This window comes from Shewanella sp. SR43-8 (assembly GCF_014163775.1).
Taxonomy (GTDB): Bacteria; Pseudomonadota; Gammaproteobacteria; order Enterobacterales; family Shewanellaceae; genus Shewanella; species Shewanella vesiculosa.
This window is the reverse complement of the sequence record NZ_JACJDX010000002.1, coordinates 363,226-380,892: the sequence shown is the minus strand read 5'-3', so window position 1 is coordinate 380,892 and position 17,667 is coordinate 363,226. Positions and strand designations below refer to the sequence as shown.

General features: G+C 39.4%; 13 protein-coding genes. All 13 read right to left on the bottom strand.

Going from position 1 to position 17,667, the window contains the following annotated elements; all coding sequences use genetic code 11:
* Positions 1–8 precede the first annotated feature (8 nt).
* A complete protein-coding gene (locus H5114_RS04115; protein ID WP_124015793.1) occupies positions 9–488 on the bottom strand; it encodes a type VI secretion system tube protein Hcp in 480 nt (159 codons plus the stop codon).
* Between the two features lie 373 nt (positions 489–861).
* Complete coding sequence (gene tssH / locus H5114_RS04110) at positions 862–3,468, bottom strand: type VI secretion system ATPase TssH (protein WP_182722284.1); 2,607 nt, start codon at positions 3,466–3,468, stop codon at positions 862–864.
* Positions 3,469–3,487: 19 nt separating this feature from the next.
* On the bottom strand, positions 3,488–4,495 hold the full coding sequence (tssG, locus tag H5114_RS04105) for a type VI secretion system baseplate subunit TssG (protein WP_182722283.1): 1,008 nt from the start codon (positions 4,493–4,495) through the stop codon (positions 3,488–3,490).
* The gene (gene tssF, locus H5114_RS04100) at positions 4,492–6,321 is read right to left on the bottom strand and encodes a type VI secretion system baseplate subunit TssF (protein ID WP_124015790.1); all 1,830 of its coding nucleotides are present in this window, start codon (positions 6,319–6,321) and stop codon (positions 4,492–4,494) included. Before tssF ends, tssG begins: the two co-directional genes overlap by 4 nt.
* Complete coding sequence (tssE, locus tag H5114_RS04095) at positions 6,318–6,809, bottom strand: type VI secretion system baseplate subunit TssE (protein WP_371697234.1); 492 nt, start codon at positions 6,807–6,809, stop codon at positions 6,318–6,320. Before tssE ends, tssF begins: the two co-directional genes overlap by 4 nt.
* Positions 6,810–6,815: 6 nt before the next feature.
* Positions 6,816–7,604 (bottom strand): type VI secretion system accessory protein TagJ, encoded by a 789-nt coding sequence (locus H5114_RS04090; RefSeq protein ID WP_124015789.1) that lies wholly within the window; start codon positions 7,602–7,604, stop codon positions 6,816–6,818.
* Between the two features lie 14 nt (positions 7,605–7,618).
* Positions 7,619–9,154 carry a type VI secretion system contractile sheath large subunit gene (gene tssC, locus H5114_RS04085; protein ID WP_182697094.1) on the bottom strand — a complete coding sequence of 512 codons (1,536 nt, stop codon included), beginning with the start codon at positions 9,152–9,154 and terminating at the stop codon, positions 7,619–7,621.
* A gap of 51 nt (positions 9,155–9,205) precedes the next feature.
* Complete coding sequence (gene tssC, locus H5114_RS04080; RefSeq protein WP_182697093.1) at positions 9,206–10,699, bottom strand: type VI secretion system contractile sheath large subunit; 1,494 nt, start codon at positions 10,697–10,699, stop codon at positions 9,206–9,208.
* A complete protein-coding gene (gene tssB, locus H5114_RS04075) occupies positions 10,699–11,199 on the bottom strand; it encodes a type VI secretion system contractile sheath small subunit (protein ID WP_124015787.1) in 501 nt (166 codons plus the stop codon). Before tssB ends, tssC (H5114_RS04080) begins: the two co-directional genes overlap by 1 nt.
* 41 nt (positions 11,200–11,240) lie before the next feature.
* Complete coding sequence (gene tssA, locus H5114_RS04070) at positions 11,241–12,347, bottom strand: type VI secretion system protein TssA (RefSeq protein WP_124015786.1); 1,107 nt, start codon at positions 12,345–12,347, stop codon at positions 11,241–11,243.
* 288 nt (positions 12,348–12,635) lie between these two features.
* On the bottom strand, positions 12,636–13,409 hold the full coding sequence (locus tag H5114_RS04065) for a PP2C family serine/threonine-protein phosphatase (protein WP_182697092.1): 774 nt from the start codon (positions 13,407–13,409) through the stop codon (positions 12,636–12,638).
* On the bottom strand, positions 13,400–14,131 hold the full coding sequence (gene tagF / locus H5114_RS04060; protein WP_182722282.1) for a type VI secretion system-associated protein TagF: 732 nt from the start codon (positions 14,129–14,131) through the stop codon (positions 13,400–13,402). Before tagF ends, H5114_RS04065 begins: the two co-directional genes overlap by 10 nt.
* Positions 14,113–17,661 (bottom strand): type VI secretion system membrane subunit TssM, encoded by a 3,549-nt coding sequence (tssM, locus tag H5114_RS04055; RefSeq protein ID WP_182722281.1) that lies wholly within the window; start codon positions 17,659–17,661, stop codon positions 14,113–14,115. Before tssM ends, tagF begins: the two co-directional genes overlap by 19 nt.
* Positions 17,662–17,667 lie beyond the last annotated feature (6 nt).

Genomic DNA, 17,667 nt, shown 5'->3' with positions numbered 1-17,667 from the left:
CAAACAACTTACATTTGTTGACCTTTAACACCGCTGTAGCCATAACGTAGCGCTGCAGTAATGTTGTTTTTGTCATCAGTAGGTGTAACAGCCATCATCATTTCAGTGTAACTGATAGTGATAGTCTCAACTGGACGGTCACCATGAACTGAAACGCTGTAGCTAGAAATCATTGCATCGGTTAATTCGATTTGCATGATTTCTTCGATTTTGTCACCTTGTTTAGTGATGTGAAAAACCGCTTTTTTACCTTTACCGATAGTTGCTTCTTTGAACAAGTCAGTTGAAGAATTATCTTGCAATTTAGTAATGGTAACGTCACCTAAACGAGTAGAGCTTGCTTCACGGTCTTTAGCAGTACCAGTGAAAGAACTGATCTCACGGCTAATATTCCAATCGACTGATAACACAGTAATCATGTCTTTGAATTCTTCAGCAGTGGTTTCGCCTTTAATCCCTTCATAGTTTAAATATGTATTCGCTTGCATTATTAATGCTCCTTTTGCGTGGATGTCATCCATTAATGGACAGTTTTATAAGTTCAACAATTCAAACTTAATATTTCAATTTATTAAAAATGCACATATCAACAAATAATACATAACTGTATTATCCATTTAAATATAGTGAGTCCTCATTATTAAGCATGAGGATTATATCAAAGGTTCTTTGATAATCAACTAATCGTTTAGATAAATAAAAAATATAAATATTATATAGTTATTATCACATCAGTAATAACTACATAACATCACAAAGGGTATATACCTTATTATATAGACCTCAAATGTAATGTTAAAAATCTAATTAATAATACTAAATGATTATTTATATTTCCGGTTATATACCCTTTATGTTTACCTAAATTTTATATACAAATTCTTCTTTTACGACATTAACTTTTACATTAGTTGTTTTTTTATTATTCGCCATATTGTTTAAAATCTTAACAGAAAGATCTGGCAACATTGTATTCTGTAAAATATTGTGCACATTTCGAGCGCCAGAACCAGCATCTTGGCACATAGACACGATTTGGCTAACGACATCATCACTGTAAGTGAACTTAGCTTGATAATGCTCTGCTAAGCGATGGGCAACTCGCTGTAATTGTAATTTCGTGATCTCATTAAGCATATATTGAGTAAGAGGAATATAAGGAATCACATTCAAGCGGCCTAAAAATGCGGGTTTAAAGTAGCCCAATAAATCATCTTGAAGCGCCTTACGCAAACCAGTAATAGAGGGCGCAATCTGTTCATCTTCAAACAACCCCATGGTGGTTTCAGTTCCAGCATTTGAGGTCATAATGATAATAGTATTTTTGAAGTCGATATCTCGCCCTTCTCCATCCTTGATCATACCTTTATCGAAAACCTGATAAAAAATATCTTGAACACCAGGATGCGCTTTTTCCATTTCATCCAATAAAATAACGCTATAGGGCTTACGGCGAACAGCTTCGGTTAATACTCCCCCCTCGCCATAGCCGACATAACCAGGAGGTGAGCCTAATAGTAGGGATACTTTATGCTCTTCTTTAAACTCTGACATATTGATAACGGTGACATTATCTTCACTACCATAAACTTGCTCAGCTAGGGTTAGTGCGGTCTCAGTTTTTCCTACACCGCTAGGTCCCGTCAGCAAGAACACACCGATTGGGCGTTTTTCATCACCTAATTGGGCGCGCGACGTTTGTACCGTTTTCGCAATTAAATCTAATGCATGATCTTGCCCGATAACCCGCTTAGACATGGTTTCTTTCAAGTTCAAAATCGTTTTAATTTCATCACTTTGCATTTTTCCTGCAGGAATCCCAGTCCAGTCGGAAATCACTTCAGCAACAAGTTGTTCATCAACTTGCCAATGCACCATAGGCTGTTTATTGACAGCTAAATTAGCCTTCAACTCTGTCAGTTCCTGTAATTGAGCAACAGTATCAGTCTGTGATGATTGGATTTGCGTCACTAAATCAGCAATTTTCTTCACCGTGCTCAACTCTTGCTGCCACTGGATCATTAATGGCTCAAGTGCTTTTGAGAGTAACTTATGCTTCTTGGTTAATTCAGTAATGGATTTTTTATGATCTGCACCGGTTTTTTGTTCGCGAGTGAGAATATTAATCTGGGTATCGAGTTGCTGAATTTGTCGCTGTAAGGACTCAACCATTCCCGGTGTCGATGCTTGGCTCATAGCCACACGGGCACAAGCTGTGTCTAATAAACTCACGGCTTTGTCTGGCAACTGACGTCCAGTAATATAACGATGAGATAAATTTACCGCGGCACATAACGCTTGATCTGAAACCAGAATCTTATGATGGCCTTCCATTACAGGTAATAGTCCTCGCATCATTGCAATCGCCTGCAGAGGAGATGGCTCATCAATTTTTACAACCTGAAAACGACGAGTCAAGGCTGCATCTTTTTCAAAAAACTTTTTGTATTCAGCCCAGGTTGTTGCCGCAATAGTACGTAATTCGCCGCGGGCTAAGGCAGGTTTTAATAAATTAGCAGCATCATTTTGCCCTGCTTGTCCACCACTACCGATCATAGTGTGTGCTTCATCAATAAATAAAATTATTGGCTTAACCGATTGTTTAACTTCGTTAATAAGCGCTTTTAAACGATTTTCAAACTCACCTTTTACACCAGCTCCAGCTTGTAATAAAGCCAAGTCGAGCACATGAATACGGACATTCTGCAATGCAGTTGGTACTTCTTTTTGAACAATTTTAAGTGCTAAACCTTCCACTACGGCCGTTTTACCGACGCCGGCCTCACCGGTTAAAATAGGATTATTTTGACGACGGCGAGTTAAAATATCGATCATTTGCCTTATTTCATTATCACGACCAAGGATAGGATCAATCTTGCCTAATTCAGCTTGTTCGGTTAAGTTTTGCGTAAATTGATCTAGATTTGGTGTTTTGCTTGGCGCAGATTGCATTGCCTGAGTTTCTTCAATATCGGTACTCGACACTTTATGCTCTGTAGATTGACGCGCAAGTTGTGGCCAAGCATGTTTTAGCTGCGCAGGGTCGATTTTGAGTAACTGTTTAGCAGAGCGTGATACTAAGGAGTTTAACGAATCATCCGTCAATAACGTAAAAATAAGATAGGCCGTTCTGGTCTCATTATCATTAAATTCAATGCTGGTATTTAACCAGGTTTGACGTAATAAACTGACAATGTGTGGCGATAAACTCGGAGCCGCACTATTACCCGTTTTAAATTTTTCTAATCCCTGACGAATGTCGTTGATCAACTGATCTTTTTGCACTGAAAAGCTGGCCATGATGATGTCTAAATCACCAGAACCATTTTCTAATAATGCTAGTAACCAGTGCTCAATTTCAACACTAAATTGACTGCGGCTATGGCATACACTGGCAGCAGTTTCTAAAGATTGTCGACATACTGGATTAAGTTTTCCAACCAATTTACTCAAAGTCATCGCTGACATATTCATAGTCCTTTATTAATTAAATCATTAAGCTTTTTATTTGCTCACCATACTCTGCACGGCAGATCAAACCACAACCAAGCCCCAAGCCAATTGCAGACTTGGATAATTGTGCTTTCGGTGCATCTTTTTGTTTTATTTCTAGAAAAATCTTATATTTGACTGACTGACCTAAATAGCTTGAGACCAGTTTTTTAAGTGATTTACAATTTGCTGTCCCTGGCATAAATGCATTAACCAACGCACCTTCTTTAGGCTTAATATGAATACTGATACTGGAGTTGATATCCCATACTCGGCTGCCAATACTGGCATCGACACCTAAACGCGCATATTGGCCTTCTAGCATGCTTCGACTAGCCAATCGGGTTTGCTCTGTCTTAGCCAGAGATTGCCAACGACCTTGAAAAGAACAAACTTGGACATTACAGCCAGTAAAGTCATTCAACATGCTTCGTAATGACTCTGCCGTAGGAGTTTTATTATGATAAAAACCAGCGTAATAGCGGTTTAATGATTTATTACCACTGAGTAAACTCAAAACATGAGTAAAACTATCCGTAGCGCCATCTTCATGGGATTGATAATTAGCTGAGAAGCGATACTTTTCCCATGACCGATAAAATAGTGAAATAATTCGATGATTAAATAAATCATAAAAATCACGCATACCGCTATCTTTATGACGTAAACGCTCTAAGACTAACTCAGTATAGTGCGAAGGTAATACCCCGCTTGGCCCAGTCAACCCCATAAATGATATATGCATATCAGCGGCAACCTTAGCCTTTTGACTGGTATGTTTAGCCTCTACTTTACTGATGGCTTGCCCCGGAAAACCAAGGTGCTGATCTGATTTAAACCGCAACAGCTCTTTGCTTGGAATCGTATCGTACCCAACTTTAAAGCCTTGCTCGCGACCTTGAGATAACTGCTGTTGAAACTGATAAACAGCTTGATAGAAATCATGCTCAGAGGGCGCTTCAATTATGGCCTGCAACTGATGATGCATCGCATTTTGGGTCATAACAACGGCCTTTGTCCTGAACGTGCAGGCCAGGTATAAGCGACTGAATTATGGTCTTTAAAGCGCATACTTAAACGGGTAAAACTATTGATTGCAGCAAATTGTGCAAAGAAGTGGTCTAATATTGTGCAAAAGAAGAATACTCCGCTGCCAGAGTAATGATCTTTAATAAAGGTTATTTCAATATGGCTGCCACTGCAAAAGCTAATCCGACCATGTTGGTTGACTCGTGCAGTATCAGGAGTGACTTCAACAAAGTGAATATTCTCGATTAAATTTTTATTTTCTGGTGAACACTTAAAATCGTATAATTTAAGGGTTTCTTTTAAATTATGAAGTGCATCTTTTCCACTAAAACTGTCAATTGATAGATGAGTCACTAACTGCCATCGAGAAGCGTCACTAAGGGATGCGCGAACGGGTAATGTTGGCGCAAGCAAACATTTTACATGCTTGATGATATCGGCGCGTTCAGGGACAAACATTTTCGGTTCATTGTTGCCAAACGGAAGATGGGCCGGTAAATTTCGATTACTGCACTGAGCGGTAATACTTAAGATCCAAGCGCCATAATCATCTTCCGACTTAAAGCCTTTAAAATTATGATCAACTAAAGATAAAAATGATTCAGTTCCTAGTTCAGCATAGCCACCTGACCAACTCGCCGACTCTCTTCTAACATGCCAAAATAAATTATTGTGACCAAGGTACTGCGGATGTGATTCGCCATAAAATGGTGTGACTTCAACTTTATTGTCTTTCGGATCATAAGCAATAACCTCTTGGATATTGATGATCTCAGTCACTTCAGAGTCAGAATAACGAGCAGCTAATTTATATTCGTATTGCGAAGCATCGATACTTACTGGTTCTAATTTTTGCTCAAATAAGTTGATTACTGGAGTGCAACCGAGTAGAAAATGATTTGCACTCACTTGCTTCTCTAAATCTTGAGAGCCTTCCTTTAAATAAATATACAGTGAGAACTTACTGTCTATTCCTTGCCAACTTCCCTCTAAATCATCTATGTCAAAAAATAAGAATTTTTCAGGGAAAATAAAATTCTCCAGCAATAACCGGTAACCAGAACTGGTCCGTTGGCTATAAGGAATAACTTGTTGCTCATCTTCAAATCCAACGGCTTTTAAGTGCCGTTTAGTTAAAAATTTGCACACAGTTTGCTGCTCGTTAACTAAGGCAAAACCCAGACTATGCTCAAACAGTAATTGATAAAGTTGAAAAGTTTGATGGTCTTGGCCATTTAAGAAAAAACGTAATTTATCTACACCAAGGCTTGGCATACTAATTTCGTCAAACTCACACGCGATATCAAGCTTGATTATTGCCTTTGCCCGTTCTGGCCACTGAGGTTCAGGCGCATTAAACGGTGCATTTTGAAACTGAGCCTGTTGAACTTCAATAGGCCATAACTTCATGTCGTATGACGTTTGGAAATGACAGGATTTCATCCCCTCAACTTGAGTATCGACTTGCGTTAGCCTGGGCAATAATACCCCTGTGGTCGATAAGTTTTCAGTCGTCACCTTAATCACAGTCATTGACGGAATAGGCGCTTGATAATCAGGGTACAATTGACCTAATAGCGCTTCAGTGAGTTCAGGAAAGCTATCATCAAGTTTCTGTCTAATTTGTGCGGTGAGCAGAGAAAATGCTTCAATTAAGCGTGATACATGAGGATCTTCAACATGCTCATCACTTAATCGTAAACGACCTGCAACCTTAGGATATTGCTCAGCAAATTCGGCCCCCATATGACGAATGAAAGCCAATTCACGATTGTAATACTCCAATAATTCCTGATTCACACAATTCCCTCATTCACTATCATCGCTAAATGGACCGGCTCAACCTCTGAGTCAAATGTAATATATTCAGGCTCAGGTTCAGCATAAAGCAGTGCATTGATTTTTAATCTTAAAACACGATCCAAAGGCTGTTCATTATCGACCGTCTCAACCATCACTTCTATAAAGCGGGGTTCAAATCGTTTTATAGTATCGGCGACCTGTTTACAGAGGATCTGTCGACCGTCTAAACTCGCAACTGGCATGGATGAGAAATCACGCAAACCATAATTCATCAATGAATTGTCAAGTTCAGTTAAATGTTCCGGCCAAGTTTGCCACTGTAATTTAGCATTAAGAAGATTCTCTAAATCACGACGAACATTAGACCTTAACTGACGTAAGTTAAGGCCTCGATGGCTATCTTTGACATCCTGTTCACCGGGCGAATCATCTATCAACCGGTCAAGAATGGATGCCATTATGGGTTGCTGGTTTTTACTCAACACTATCGCCTACTGCAAGACTGGGGTGGATATTTTAGTAATTTGATTGAGTACGACTGCAGTATCATCAGCGAGCCACATTTTTAAGCCCTTGCCAGCAATCACATCAGTAGCAACTTCATGCCAATCAGTTTCTCGTCCCAATTTTTGAGCGTCAGTTTCGCTACCTGCATATATCATCGGTATATGCGCTTCACCACACGGTCCATCTTTAATCGCTAAATCAACTCGACGCCAAACCATTTCCAGTAGCGAAGTCACCGGCTTAAAGTTGATGTAATCGATTTCAGATAACTGAGCTAAATAGAAATTACCGTCAGTACCGAAAATCTCAATAAAACCGCCTAAGGTATCATCAAGATCTCTTATTTCTTGATTGGTTTTGTCGTTAATAAGTAGGCTGACTTGCGGACGTAAATCTTCAAGACTATTGGCGCATTGAGTCACATCATCTTGGGAGTCGACCATCGCTAAACGTAACTTCATTAATGCTGCAACATAGGCATCAGATTCAGCAAAAAGCTGAGGTACAGCTTTGCCTGCCATAAAATCGATTCTGGCTTGTTCTGCTCGGATCAACTGACGTAAGTTAGCTGCACCGATTAAAAAATCAGGGTGTTTTTGCACTAAAAAGTTTAACTGTTTGTCTGCCCGTTCAAGCTCACCATTAATACACAACAACTCAATATGTTGACCTTTTAAATCAATGTTCATTGGGTCGTCTTTTAGCTGTGTCTCAACTAACTGAATGGCTTCTTGTAGCTGGCCATTTTGCAGCATTTCTTGAATCTTTTTCATTTGATACCTTTGTGTTAATTTCTTGATGTCAGCTCAGTGACCAATTTAATGCTGGACACCATTTGATCTAACTGAAAATGAGGTTGTAACTGAATAATCGAATAGAAGTGGCCGGGCTTACCGCGCATTTCTTTTACTTGAACTTGGGCACTTCGCAGCGGATATTTACTTCTTACATCATCTGAAGATACGTCTGAAGCGGTGGTATATTTGTGCAGCCACAATTGCAGTTCGCGCTGGCAAGCTTCGGCAGAATGAAGTGAACCAATTTTTTCACGGCCTAACACTTTAATGTAATGGGCAAAACGAGATACACACAAAATGTACTGCAACATTGAGGATAGTTTTGCATTAATATTATCTTCAAGTTGTTCATATTTTGGTGGTTTCTGCACAGAGGCATTACTGTAAAACACTAAGTGTTCACAACCTGATACTGGAGATAAAGGGATGAAGCCTTGATCAGAAATCGACTTTTCAGCCCTATCACTGATTAACAAATCCACTGAAGGTTTCTTGCGTTTTCGATATAAATCTGGCTCGTATTGACTGACCGCAAGGTCACATACTAGGCCTTTCTTACGCGCACCGGGTTCTAAACCGCGGATATGGCCAAACCAACCTGATTCGCTAAATGCGCGGATTAATACACCACCAAAGGCATAAGCAGCATTACCCCATAAATGGTCTTTTTTGGGATTTTTAATCGATTCTTTAAACTTAAAACCTTCGCTGCGGCTACCATCGATAAGATAAGGGGAACGCATTAGGATGTTGGGCATAGTTAAGCCAATAAAGCGAGAATCATCCATTTTTCGTAACGAGTTCCACTTAATATACTCATGCTGCTCAAAAATTTTGCCCATGTTCATATGAGCAGATAAATCAGCAAAATCATCTGCACCAAATAATGAAGGACTGGCAGAAGTGATAAATGGCGCAAATGCGGCCGCAGCAGTACGCGAAATTTCTTTTAAAATATCAATATCGTTGGTGGACACACCTGGGCGGTTCTTATGGGTGATTTGATAATCACCAATTAACGTGCCGAAGGGCTCGCCACCAGACATGTCATATTCGTTGTTATAAATCAGTTTAAAAAAATCACTTTGATCAAATTCAATAGCCCGATTAATGTCTTTAGACAGTGTTGTCCAACAACAATCGAGCATTTTAACTTTTACTTTCTGGTCTTTGTCATGTAAATCTTGCTGTTGAACTAAATACAATACCCCACGCCAACTAGCCTCTAAAGCTTGAAAAGCATTGTGATGAATGATGGCATTGAGTTGTTGTTCTAGCTGTCTATCGATACGATCAATAGCCTTAAGCAGAAAAGGTAATACGGAGGTTTTATCAAATTGAGTCAGTGAATGGCTCGAGTTTTCTAACCAAAGCAATAACGACCTAGTCGAATCCGACTCTCGTAAGAATCGTTCGACTAAGTGTTTATTTTTTAGTGCCTTTGTCGTTGAAGATACTGGCTTTTTAATTCCAGTATCTTCTTTGAAAATTTCACTTGTTACAAATGAAATGGTTTCTTGAGGCATCGTTTGTTTCTATCCTTGAAAACAAATGAGGGTCACTGCGTTAGCGGGTGATTATCCTACTTTAGGGATTTTTGCGACTAAACGTAAAGACGCGGTAAGCTCTTCCATCTGCAACCAAGGACGTAACCAGGCAACGGCATTGTATGAGCCCGGTTGACCAGGGATCTCTTTCACCACAACTTTAGCGTCAGCCAAGGGATACTTAGCGCGAATGTCTTGTCCGCCACCTTCAGATGCATTAACAAAAGATAAAATCCAGCGATTTAACCAAGACTCAACATCTTCTGCTTCCATGAAGCTACCAATTTTGTCGCGGGCCATCACTTTAAGGTAATGAGCAAAACGAGACGTTGCCATTAAGTAAGGTAAACGTGCTGAAATTGCAGCATTAGCGGTAGCATCATGGCTTGTCATTATTTTTGGTTTTTGACATGACTGAGAACCAAAGAACACGGCATAATCAGTATGCTTATAATGACAAAGAGGTAAGAAACCTAATTTACTTAACTCTGCTTCACGGCGATCAGTAATACCAATTTCCGTTGGACACTTTAAATCTGGATCACCGTCATCACTGGTAAAGACGTGTGCAGGCAAGCCTTCAACCTTGCCACCGCCCTCGGCGCCACGAATGGCAGTACAGAAGCCATATTTACTGAATGCTTGGCCCATATTAGTAGCCATAACGTAAGCCGCATTCATCCAACAATAGTCATTATGATCAGCCACTTTAGAACGGCCACTTTCTGAGTCTATTTCAAACTCTTCATAGCAAAACTCTTCTACAGGCTTGGTCGCTGAACCATAAGGAAGGCGAGCCAGCACTCTAGGCATAGTTAGAGTCACGAAGCGAGAATCATCACTGTCGCGGAAAGAGCGCCACTGAGTGTATTCTAGAGATTCAAATACCTTTTCAAGATCGCGAGGTTTGCTCAGTTCAGTCCACTCATCAAAACCAAATAAAGATGAACCTGCAGCCGAAATAAATGGACAGAAACCAGCAGCGGCAACATTAGACATTAATGACAATGATTCAACATCTTCTGGATGATTAGTAAATTCATAATCACCCACTAAACAACCATAAGGTTCGCCACCCGGAGTACCAAACTCTGATTCATAGATCTTTTTAAACATTTGGCTCTGATCAAACTCAACCGCTTTACTTAAATCTTTATGCAGTTCTTTTTTAGACAAACTCATTACACGAATTTTAAGTGTTTCGTTGGTTTCAGAGTTTTTAACGGTATGGTGCAAACCACGCCAGCTACCTTCAAGTTTTTGCAGTTCTTCATTGTGCATAATTGAAGCTAATTGTTTAGAGATAACGTCATCTAAACGATTAATAGCCTTATTGAATGTCACAGTGAGGTTTTTATCCCACTGAACAGTACCTTTAAGGGCTTCTTCGGTTAACGAACGAATTAATTCTTCTGCGCGAGAAGAATCGGTTTGCTTTGTAGCAACGATAGCTTGCTCTAAAATAGAAACACTCTGTGCTTGCTCTTCAGATACAGCATCTAATGACGCGGCTTCCATGCTCATTATTCCGCTCCTTTGAGGTTAAGTTCACCAGCCAACTTGTCTAGGCTGGTAGTGTTATTTAACACTTCTTCTAAGATATTTTCGAGATTCTCAGAGCGATCAACTTTTGTCATCAAATCACGAAGTTTGTTACGAGTTTCCATTAATTTTCTTAATGGTTCAACCTGATTAACAATGGCAGCAGGTTCAAAGTCTTCAATGCTATTAAACTCTAATGCTACATTCATTTCAGAATCATCGCCGGCAAGAGTATTAGGCACTAAAATATTTAACTTAGGGCTCATACGCTTTAACACATCATTAAAGTTATCACGGTCAATTTGTACAAAACGGCGGTCTTTTAATGGCTTTAAATCTGCGGTGTTGTGACCAGCAAAATCACCCGTAACACCAATAACAAAAGGCAGCTCTTTTTTTACTACAGCACCTTCGGTTTCGACATCATAGGTAATATGGACACGGGGTTTTCTTACTCGCTTTAATTTATCATGTACACTCATATGAACTCCTTTCAATAATATGTTGAGTAATCAACTACAGATCATTCTTCCGTTTTTATTCCAGATAACTTGAAAAAGCCATTTCTTGCTTCACCATCTTGGATTAATTCTTGTAATAACTCGGGCAAACTTAGGTCACTCCAGCGTATGACTTGCTCAATAGCATAAGACATTGGCGAATGTGGCTCAGTACGTCGAAAAAAGTCCGCTATCGTCTCAAGATGACTAATAGCTTGTGCCCTAGAATTAAGTTGTCCTTCAACACCTGAAGGCGTTGAATGATGAGCAGTAGTATCACCGTCTTGCTGTTCGTCAATCTGTTGTTCTTGCGCTAAGTTAGCTTTATTCTTTGCAATTATTGGTGCTGTAATTGAACTAATTTGCAGTGCACAGGCTTCTAACGCTTTGCGAATATAACTCGTCGGTTGTGGATCACCGCTCATCGCGTCATCCATTGAAGCAGACAAACGGCTAAATGCACTCATAGCATTTTGTACATCGCGATCAAGCTCGATAAAGAAACTGTCGGAGGTTTCCTTGATGCTCTGCTCGACGTCTTCAAGTGAGACTGAACCAGAATCGAAGCGCTTTTCTTGCTTATCTTTATCTAAGCGACTTGTATCTAGCGCCTGTTCATATTGCCAAGTCGAGTAAACAATTCCGCCATCGGTGATAGGGATCGTTCTTATTGGATGAATTAGGGAACCTTCACTTTCGATTCCATTCAACCCAATCAGCGGTGCAATTCGCTCCGCTAAATCATTTGGCTCTGGTGTGGGATAAAGCGTGTCCCAATAGCGCTCGATTAATTCTGCTGCTAGGGTAAAACCAAAATACAACCCTTTGAACCCATGTAATCGACATGCCGCCTCGATAAACCAAGCAACATATTCGATATCTTTTGATTGTTGTTTTAAAATATTCGGAACTTGCTCAAATATCGGTCGCCATTCAACCGAGACGGATAACACATCTTCTTCATCGGTTAACGCTTTTCGTTCTTTAGAGCGTGCAATATTGCGCACGTCCTTAAGTAAATAATACGTTGAGGTTGGACTAATATCTTCGCGAGGATCAACTCCAGATTCCGCATCTATGGTAATGGGAAGAATTAATTCATCGATAGTTAAATTCTTTAGCTTACTCAATCTAATTCAATCCCTGAATAAAAATGATTTAATGTGCAATAATAAAAGTATAGAACTTCAAAAACAATACTTAATAGTCTTTAATAGAACTAAAATAAGATATATTGCCCACACCTAATCACAATGGATAATAAAGAAAACAAAAAACATCCTATGTAATTACATTCGAAATAATTACACCCAAAAGAATTACATCATAAGTAATGTTGTCCATACAAAAAACAATAACACTTATAATAAATATTAACGTTACAACCCATTTATATTCTCTATTATAAGGACAACTTATTAAATGTGACTAAATATCGGTATGGTTTTATCGCTATCATCGATAATATTAATGTTCTTATGTGAGTTCTTGACTAAAATACACGTAACATTATCTCTTGCATTTCTGACCAATGAAGCGTGAAGTAGTGCTAATCCTGAATCAATAATATTTCCAGATTTTATTGTTCTTTCAATCTCAATATCATTTAGTTCTTTGTTTAAACCATCACTACAGAGTAAAAAAACATCACCATCTTTTACCTTATCGGTTCGGTAGTCTATGTCCAATTGAGTATCAACACCTACCGCTCGCGTGATCACATTAGCTAAAGGGTGTGTCTCCGCCTCTTCAGGAGAAAGAAGCCCTTCATCAATCATGTCATTAACTTGGCTATGATCTTTAGTCATTTGCTTCATTTGCTGATCACGCATCAAATAAATCCGACTATCGCCAACCCATAGCAAATGATATTTATCTTGATATAGCCACAGCACAACGACTGTGGTGCCAGCTACCTTGCCATCAAAATCATGTTCACTCATTTGCTGTAATATACGATTACTATCAATTAGTGATTTTTTTAACACCTCTAAAGTAATTGTTTCTGCTTCAAGGTGCTCAACAGCCTGCTGGATGCCGTCGATAACTAACTGACTGGCGACATCTCCGGCGGCATGTCCACCCATTCCATCAGCAACGACCCAGACACCTAAATGTGGTAACTCAAGGTAAGCATCTTCGTTAATTTCTCTAACGGTTCCTCTATGAGTTAATGCGTGACTTAAGTGCATGGAGTTTGCTCCTTAATAAGCTCCGCAGTATTCCAACCACGTTGTCCCCATTGACCATTTAACATAGAGATAAATTGACTTATTTGCGGTAAGCCTTCTGTGATGATAGTGCATGGCCCTACTTCATCAGATCCTTCAGTCCACCATATACTGTAACAATCAAAGCGCTTTCGGTATTGCTGATCCAGTAATAACAGTACATCAGGTGAGTTATCCCCCTGAAATACCCATGCTTTCTTATTTCGGTCTAGAGATTCATTTTCGACAAATCTGTCGTTATTAGCAGCAACAGAAAGAGGCTCTTTAGTAATAGTTTCGAGCCAATGCTCTAGAACAGTTTCATCTTCAAGAACTTGCAATATATGTTTTTCAAAAACATCAACCCACTGATTTTCTTGCCATCCTCTTAAAGCAGATTGGTTGTGCAATCCGGCCAGCGTAAATGGATAGTGGCGCCCAACATGATCGATACTAGGAATCACTGTGCCTACAACAGCTTGATCACAGCAAACACCTGCAGATAACGAAAAGTGCCATATAGGGCTTGTGAGGTAATAGTCCAACCAATTATGTTCAGTTTGTTCTTTACTCACCGCAATAACAGCTTGTAGCCAGTCATTCCAATTTTTTAGAAAATCAACATTCAAGTTCTGCTGAATAAAGTCACCTTTTGACGGGACTTTTCCACAGTAACCTACTGATGTTAAAGGTTCGCAGGACATCTAAACGTCTCCATATTTGCCATCCAAAATGGATTGTTAACACTGTTTGCTGTCAATTTAAGTACAGCACTGTAACCTTTAAGGTCAATAAGTAATTTGCCATCTTTTTTAGTTTGTGGACGCTTTTTACTTAACTCATCCAATAACTTAAAGAATGACCATTCACCTTCATACTTCTTGTTGATTGAGCGACCACCATTAGGCGGTGAAAATGCAATTCGAGTTTCGTTATTTGCCCCAGGACCTGGCCAAACAAATAACTCTTTGCGAGTAGGACCGTGACGGTATTTAAGCTGCTGGCTGTCTAATTCAAATAAAAACATACTCACATTCTGATCTAATAATTCAGGTTCCAATGAAAAATTGACAATAGGCTGCCTAGAGCCTGGCTCAAAAAATGCTTCTTTAATGGTTTCAGCGCGCTGGTACATTTCCAAGATGTCATTACGAATGCCAATATTACGCTTAAAACGCCAAGGTTTTTTGCTGGTATCCACATGAGCGGCTAAGTATTGATCCCAAAATTTATCTAAAGTACCGCCGTAACCAAAAAACTTACTAAAATCTTTTAACCTGACATCTTCTTTAGATTTACGATCAAATGGGTATCGTCCAGCAATGGCTCGGTTAAATTCAGCCAATACTTGCGACCGCCAAATACCGTTAAATCGCTGACTTTGATTTGATTTGGCAAATGAGCGTGTACGGGATGCAACATCACTAAGTAAATTATTGATTGGACTTGGTAAATCAATCAATTGCTCAGATAAAGCCATGCCTAATTGAGCAAAGCTTTCTTCTGTGGCTTGATTGATTACATTACCTTGTCCATCAGCTTGCAATGATAACTTAGTGTAATTTCGATTAAGTGCTCGTATGGTGGTTTGAATCTTATCAATGTCTGCAAGATTAATTTTAAGCAGCTCAGCAAAAGCATATTCAACATCTTGGCCGGGTAAATCCTCCTCTGATGTAATATCAGTGTCTGGTAACAAGCGATTTAAGCGTGCTTTTTTAGAACGAAAGGCGATATCTGACAGATTATCTGCCACTTCAGCTGCAGCCTTTAAATTATTCGACTCTGCCGGCAGTTTGGTTAAATTCACATTTTTCTGTACTGCGGCAATAATGGTCTTTATCGGTTGATCAGGACTGGCAAGCGCTGCCGTAACGAGCTCAGCTTCTTCGCGGGTAGAATAGGGTTTAATCGCGATATCATTTAAGAAATCTTCCCAATAAAAAATATAATCACGAATATATCTCTTTTCTAACTCTTGGGTTATCAGCGCTTTAGCTTGCTCATCTAAATCAACTAAATCGTCTCCATAAACCCAGCTGTCGGCAGTTAGATTCTTAACTATTTTATTCTTTTCTATATTAAAAATGCCATGAAAACCATTGAAGGTATAAAGCCCTGGGATACCCTGATTGAATTGACGGCCACTGATAAACATCAGCCCATCTAAACTGTCTAAACTCAACATGTCGACCAGCTTAAAGTCTGGAATACTGCTATTTGCAAAATCACTTTTCAAACGCTGATAAGCTCGTTCAACCAGTGGCAACATGGTTAAATTAACTCGAGCACTATCAACTGTCGAACTGTCATACTGATGACCTCGAATCCCCAAAGAAAGCAAGGTATCAATATGCTGGTTGAGTTGTACCCGCACATCACGATTAACATCACCAACAAGGTTTCTATCAATATAAGCGGAAAACCACACTTGAACATCGCTCTTATCAAAATGCTCAGGGAAATAGAGCATTAAGTATGTTTTTAATGTTTCATATAAATAATTAAGATGATCACCATTGGCATCCATTTCTTCACTTAGCACGGTTTGTAAGAAAGGCATCAAATGCGTTTCTAGTGCGCGATGGTAAGCGGCTGTAGCAGGCTGCTTGAGCTTATCGCCTTGGTACAAACCAAAGGTTTGTGCGTCCTCGGCCTTATCGGTTCCAAACCCCACAGGTAGATCACGAATTAAGGTTAAGCCTTTGGTTAATGTAATCACATCTGACTTAGCATTTAACCCACCATTTGTAATGGTTTTATAGGCACTAACACCTTGATAAGTATCATCAATCAACTTGCGATTCCAATCATAACTTTGCCACCAAAAATAACTTGCAAGCAAGGTGACGCCAGCGGCCACGCCCACTGAGACTTTTCGTAACAGTCGGTTATGATTGGTATGTTTACGATTGGTTGATGCTAAGTTTTTCTCAGGAAAAATAACGTCTTCTAACAGTCGTTTTATAAAGTAGCTTCGTTGTTTATTGGCTGCAAATGTTTTTGTTTTACTCTTGATCCCACTGGATAAATGACTAGAAAGATGGTCTATTGGGGTGCCTTCTTGAGTCGCACTGGTGAGATAAACACCGCGTAATAATGGGGCTTCTTCATAGGCATTGGGAGCAAAAATTTCTTTCAAAAAATCATCAGCAGAACTTTGTAATAATCTCAGCTGTTTAGGAAATTCATAAATTGCAGCACGGCGCTCTAGGTCTCGCTCATTTTTCAAACGGCTATTGAGTCGTGCGTTTAAATTAAGTAATAAATCGTGAAATTCCTTATTAAATGAACTGACGATATCAGTGTCTTCGGTATCGGCATTGAGAGGGAAGGTAATACCCCAAATTTGCTCACAATCTTCTTTAGTTAAATCGTCAAAAAATTCATTAAAACCTGCAACTAAATCAGATTTAGAAAACAATACGTACACAGGAAAAGTCATACCAAGCTGATTTTGCAGCTCTTGTAATCGCTGTTTGATTGCGCGAGCATGTAAGTTTCTTTCTGTCTTAGTTTGGTTTAATAAATCAGACATGCCCATGCTGATGATGACACCATTAATGGGGCGAACTGGACGGTATTTTTTTAATAATCCCAGAAATCCTTGCCATGCACGAGAGTCTTGTTTTACATGGCTATCTTGAGTGGTATAACGACCGGCCGTATCAATTAATACTGCTTTATTAGTAAACCACCAATCGCAGTGTCTTGTGCCGCCGACACCTTCAATCATGTCTACACCCATTTTTTCTTTTAATGGGTATTCCAAACCAGAATGCTGAATTGCAGTCGTTTTTCCGCTTCCTGGTGGACCAATCATGATATACCAGGGTAATTCGTAAATACTTTTATTTTTAGTGAGCTTGGTATTTTTGAGAATATCTAACGCTTGGGTCATTTTATTCTGTAAAACAGTGATTTCACCTTTCGCAGAATCATCTCCCGACGCGCTATTATCGTCTTCACCATTAATTAAGCTATCAACCATTTTCTCGCTTTGCTTTTTGCTCTTCAACTGCCGAGAAAAATGGATTGCCCCAAAGATGATAACAATAACAAGTAATAGAATAATCCGCGAAGCTGCGGTGGCTAATGGCTCATAGCCGGCGATTGCCACCAATGGGCCGCCAAACCAAATGAGTAATGCTAAGCACAGAAAACCTATAATGGTAATAGTCCATTTAGATTTAAGTGTATCGACAATTCCCTTGCCAATTGATTTCAAAGACATTTATGT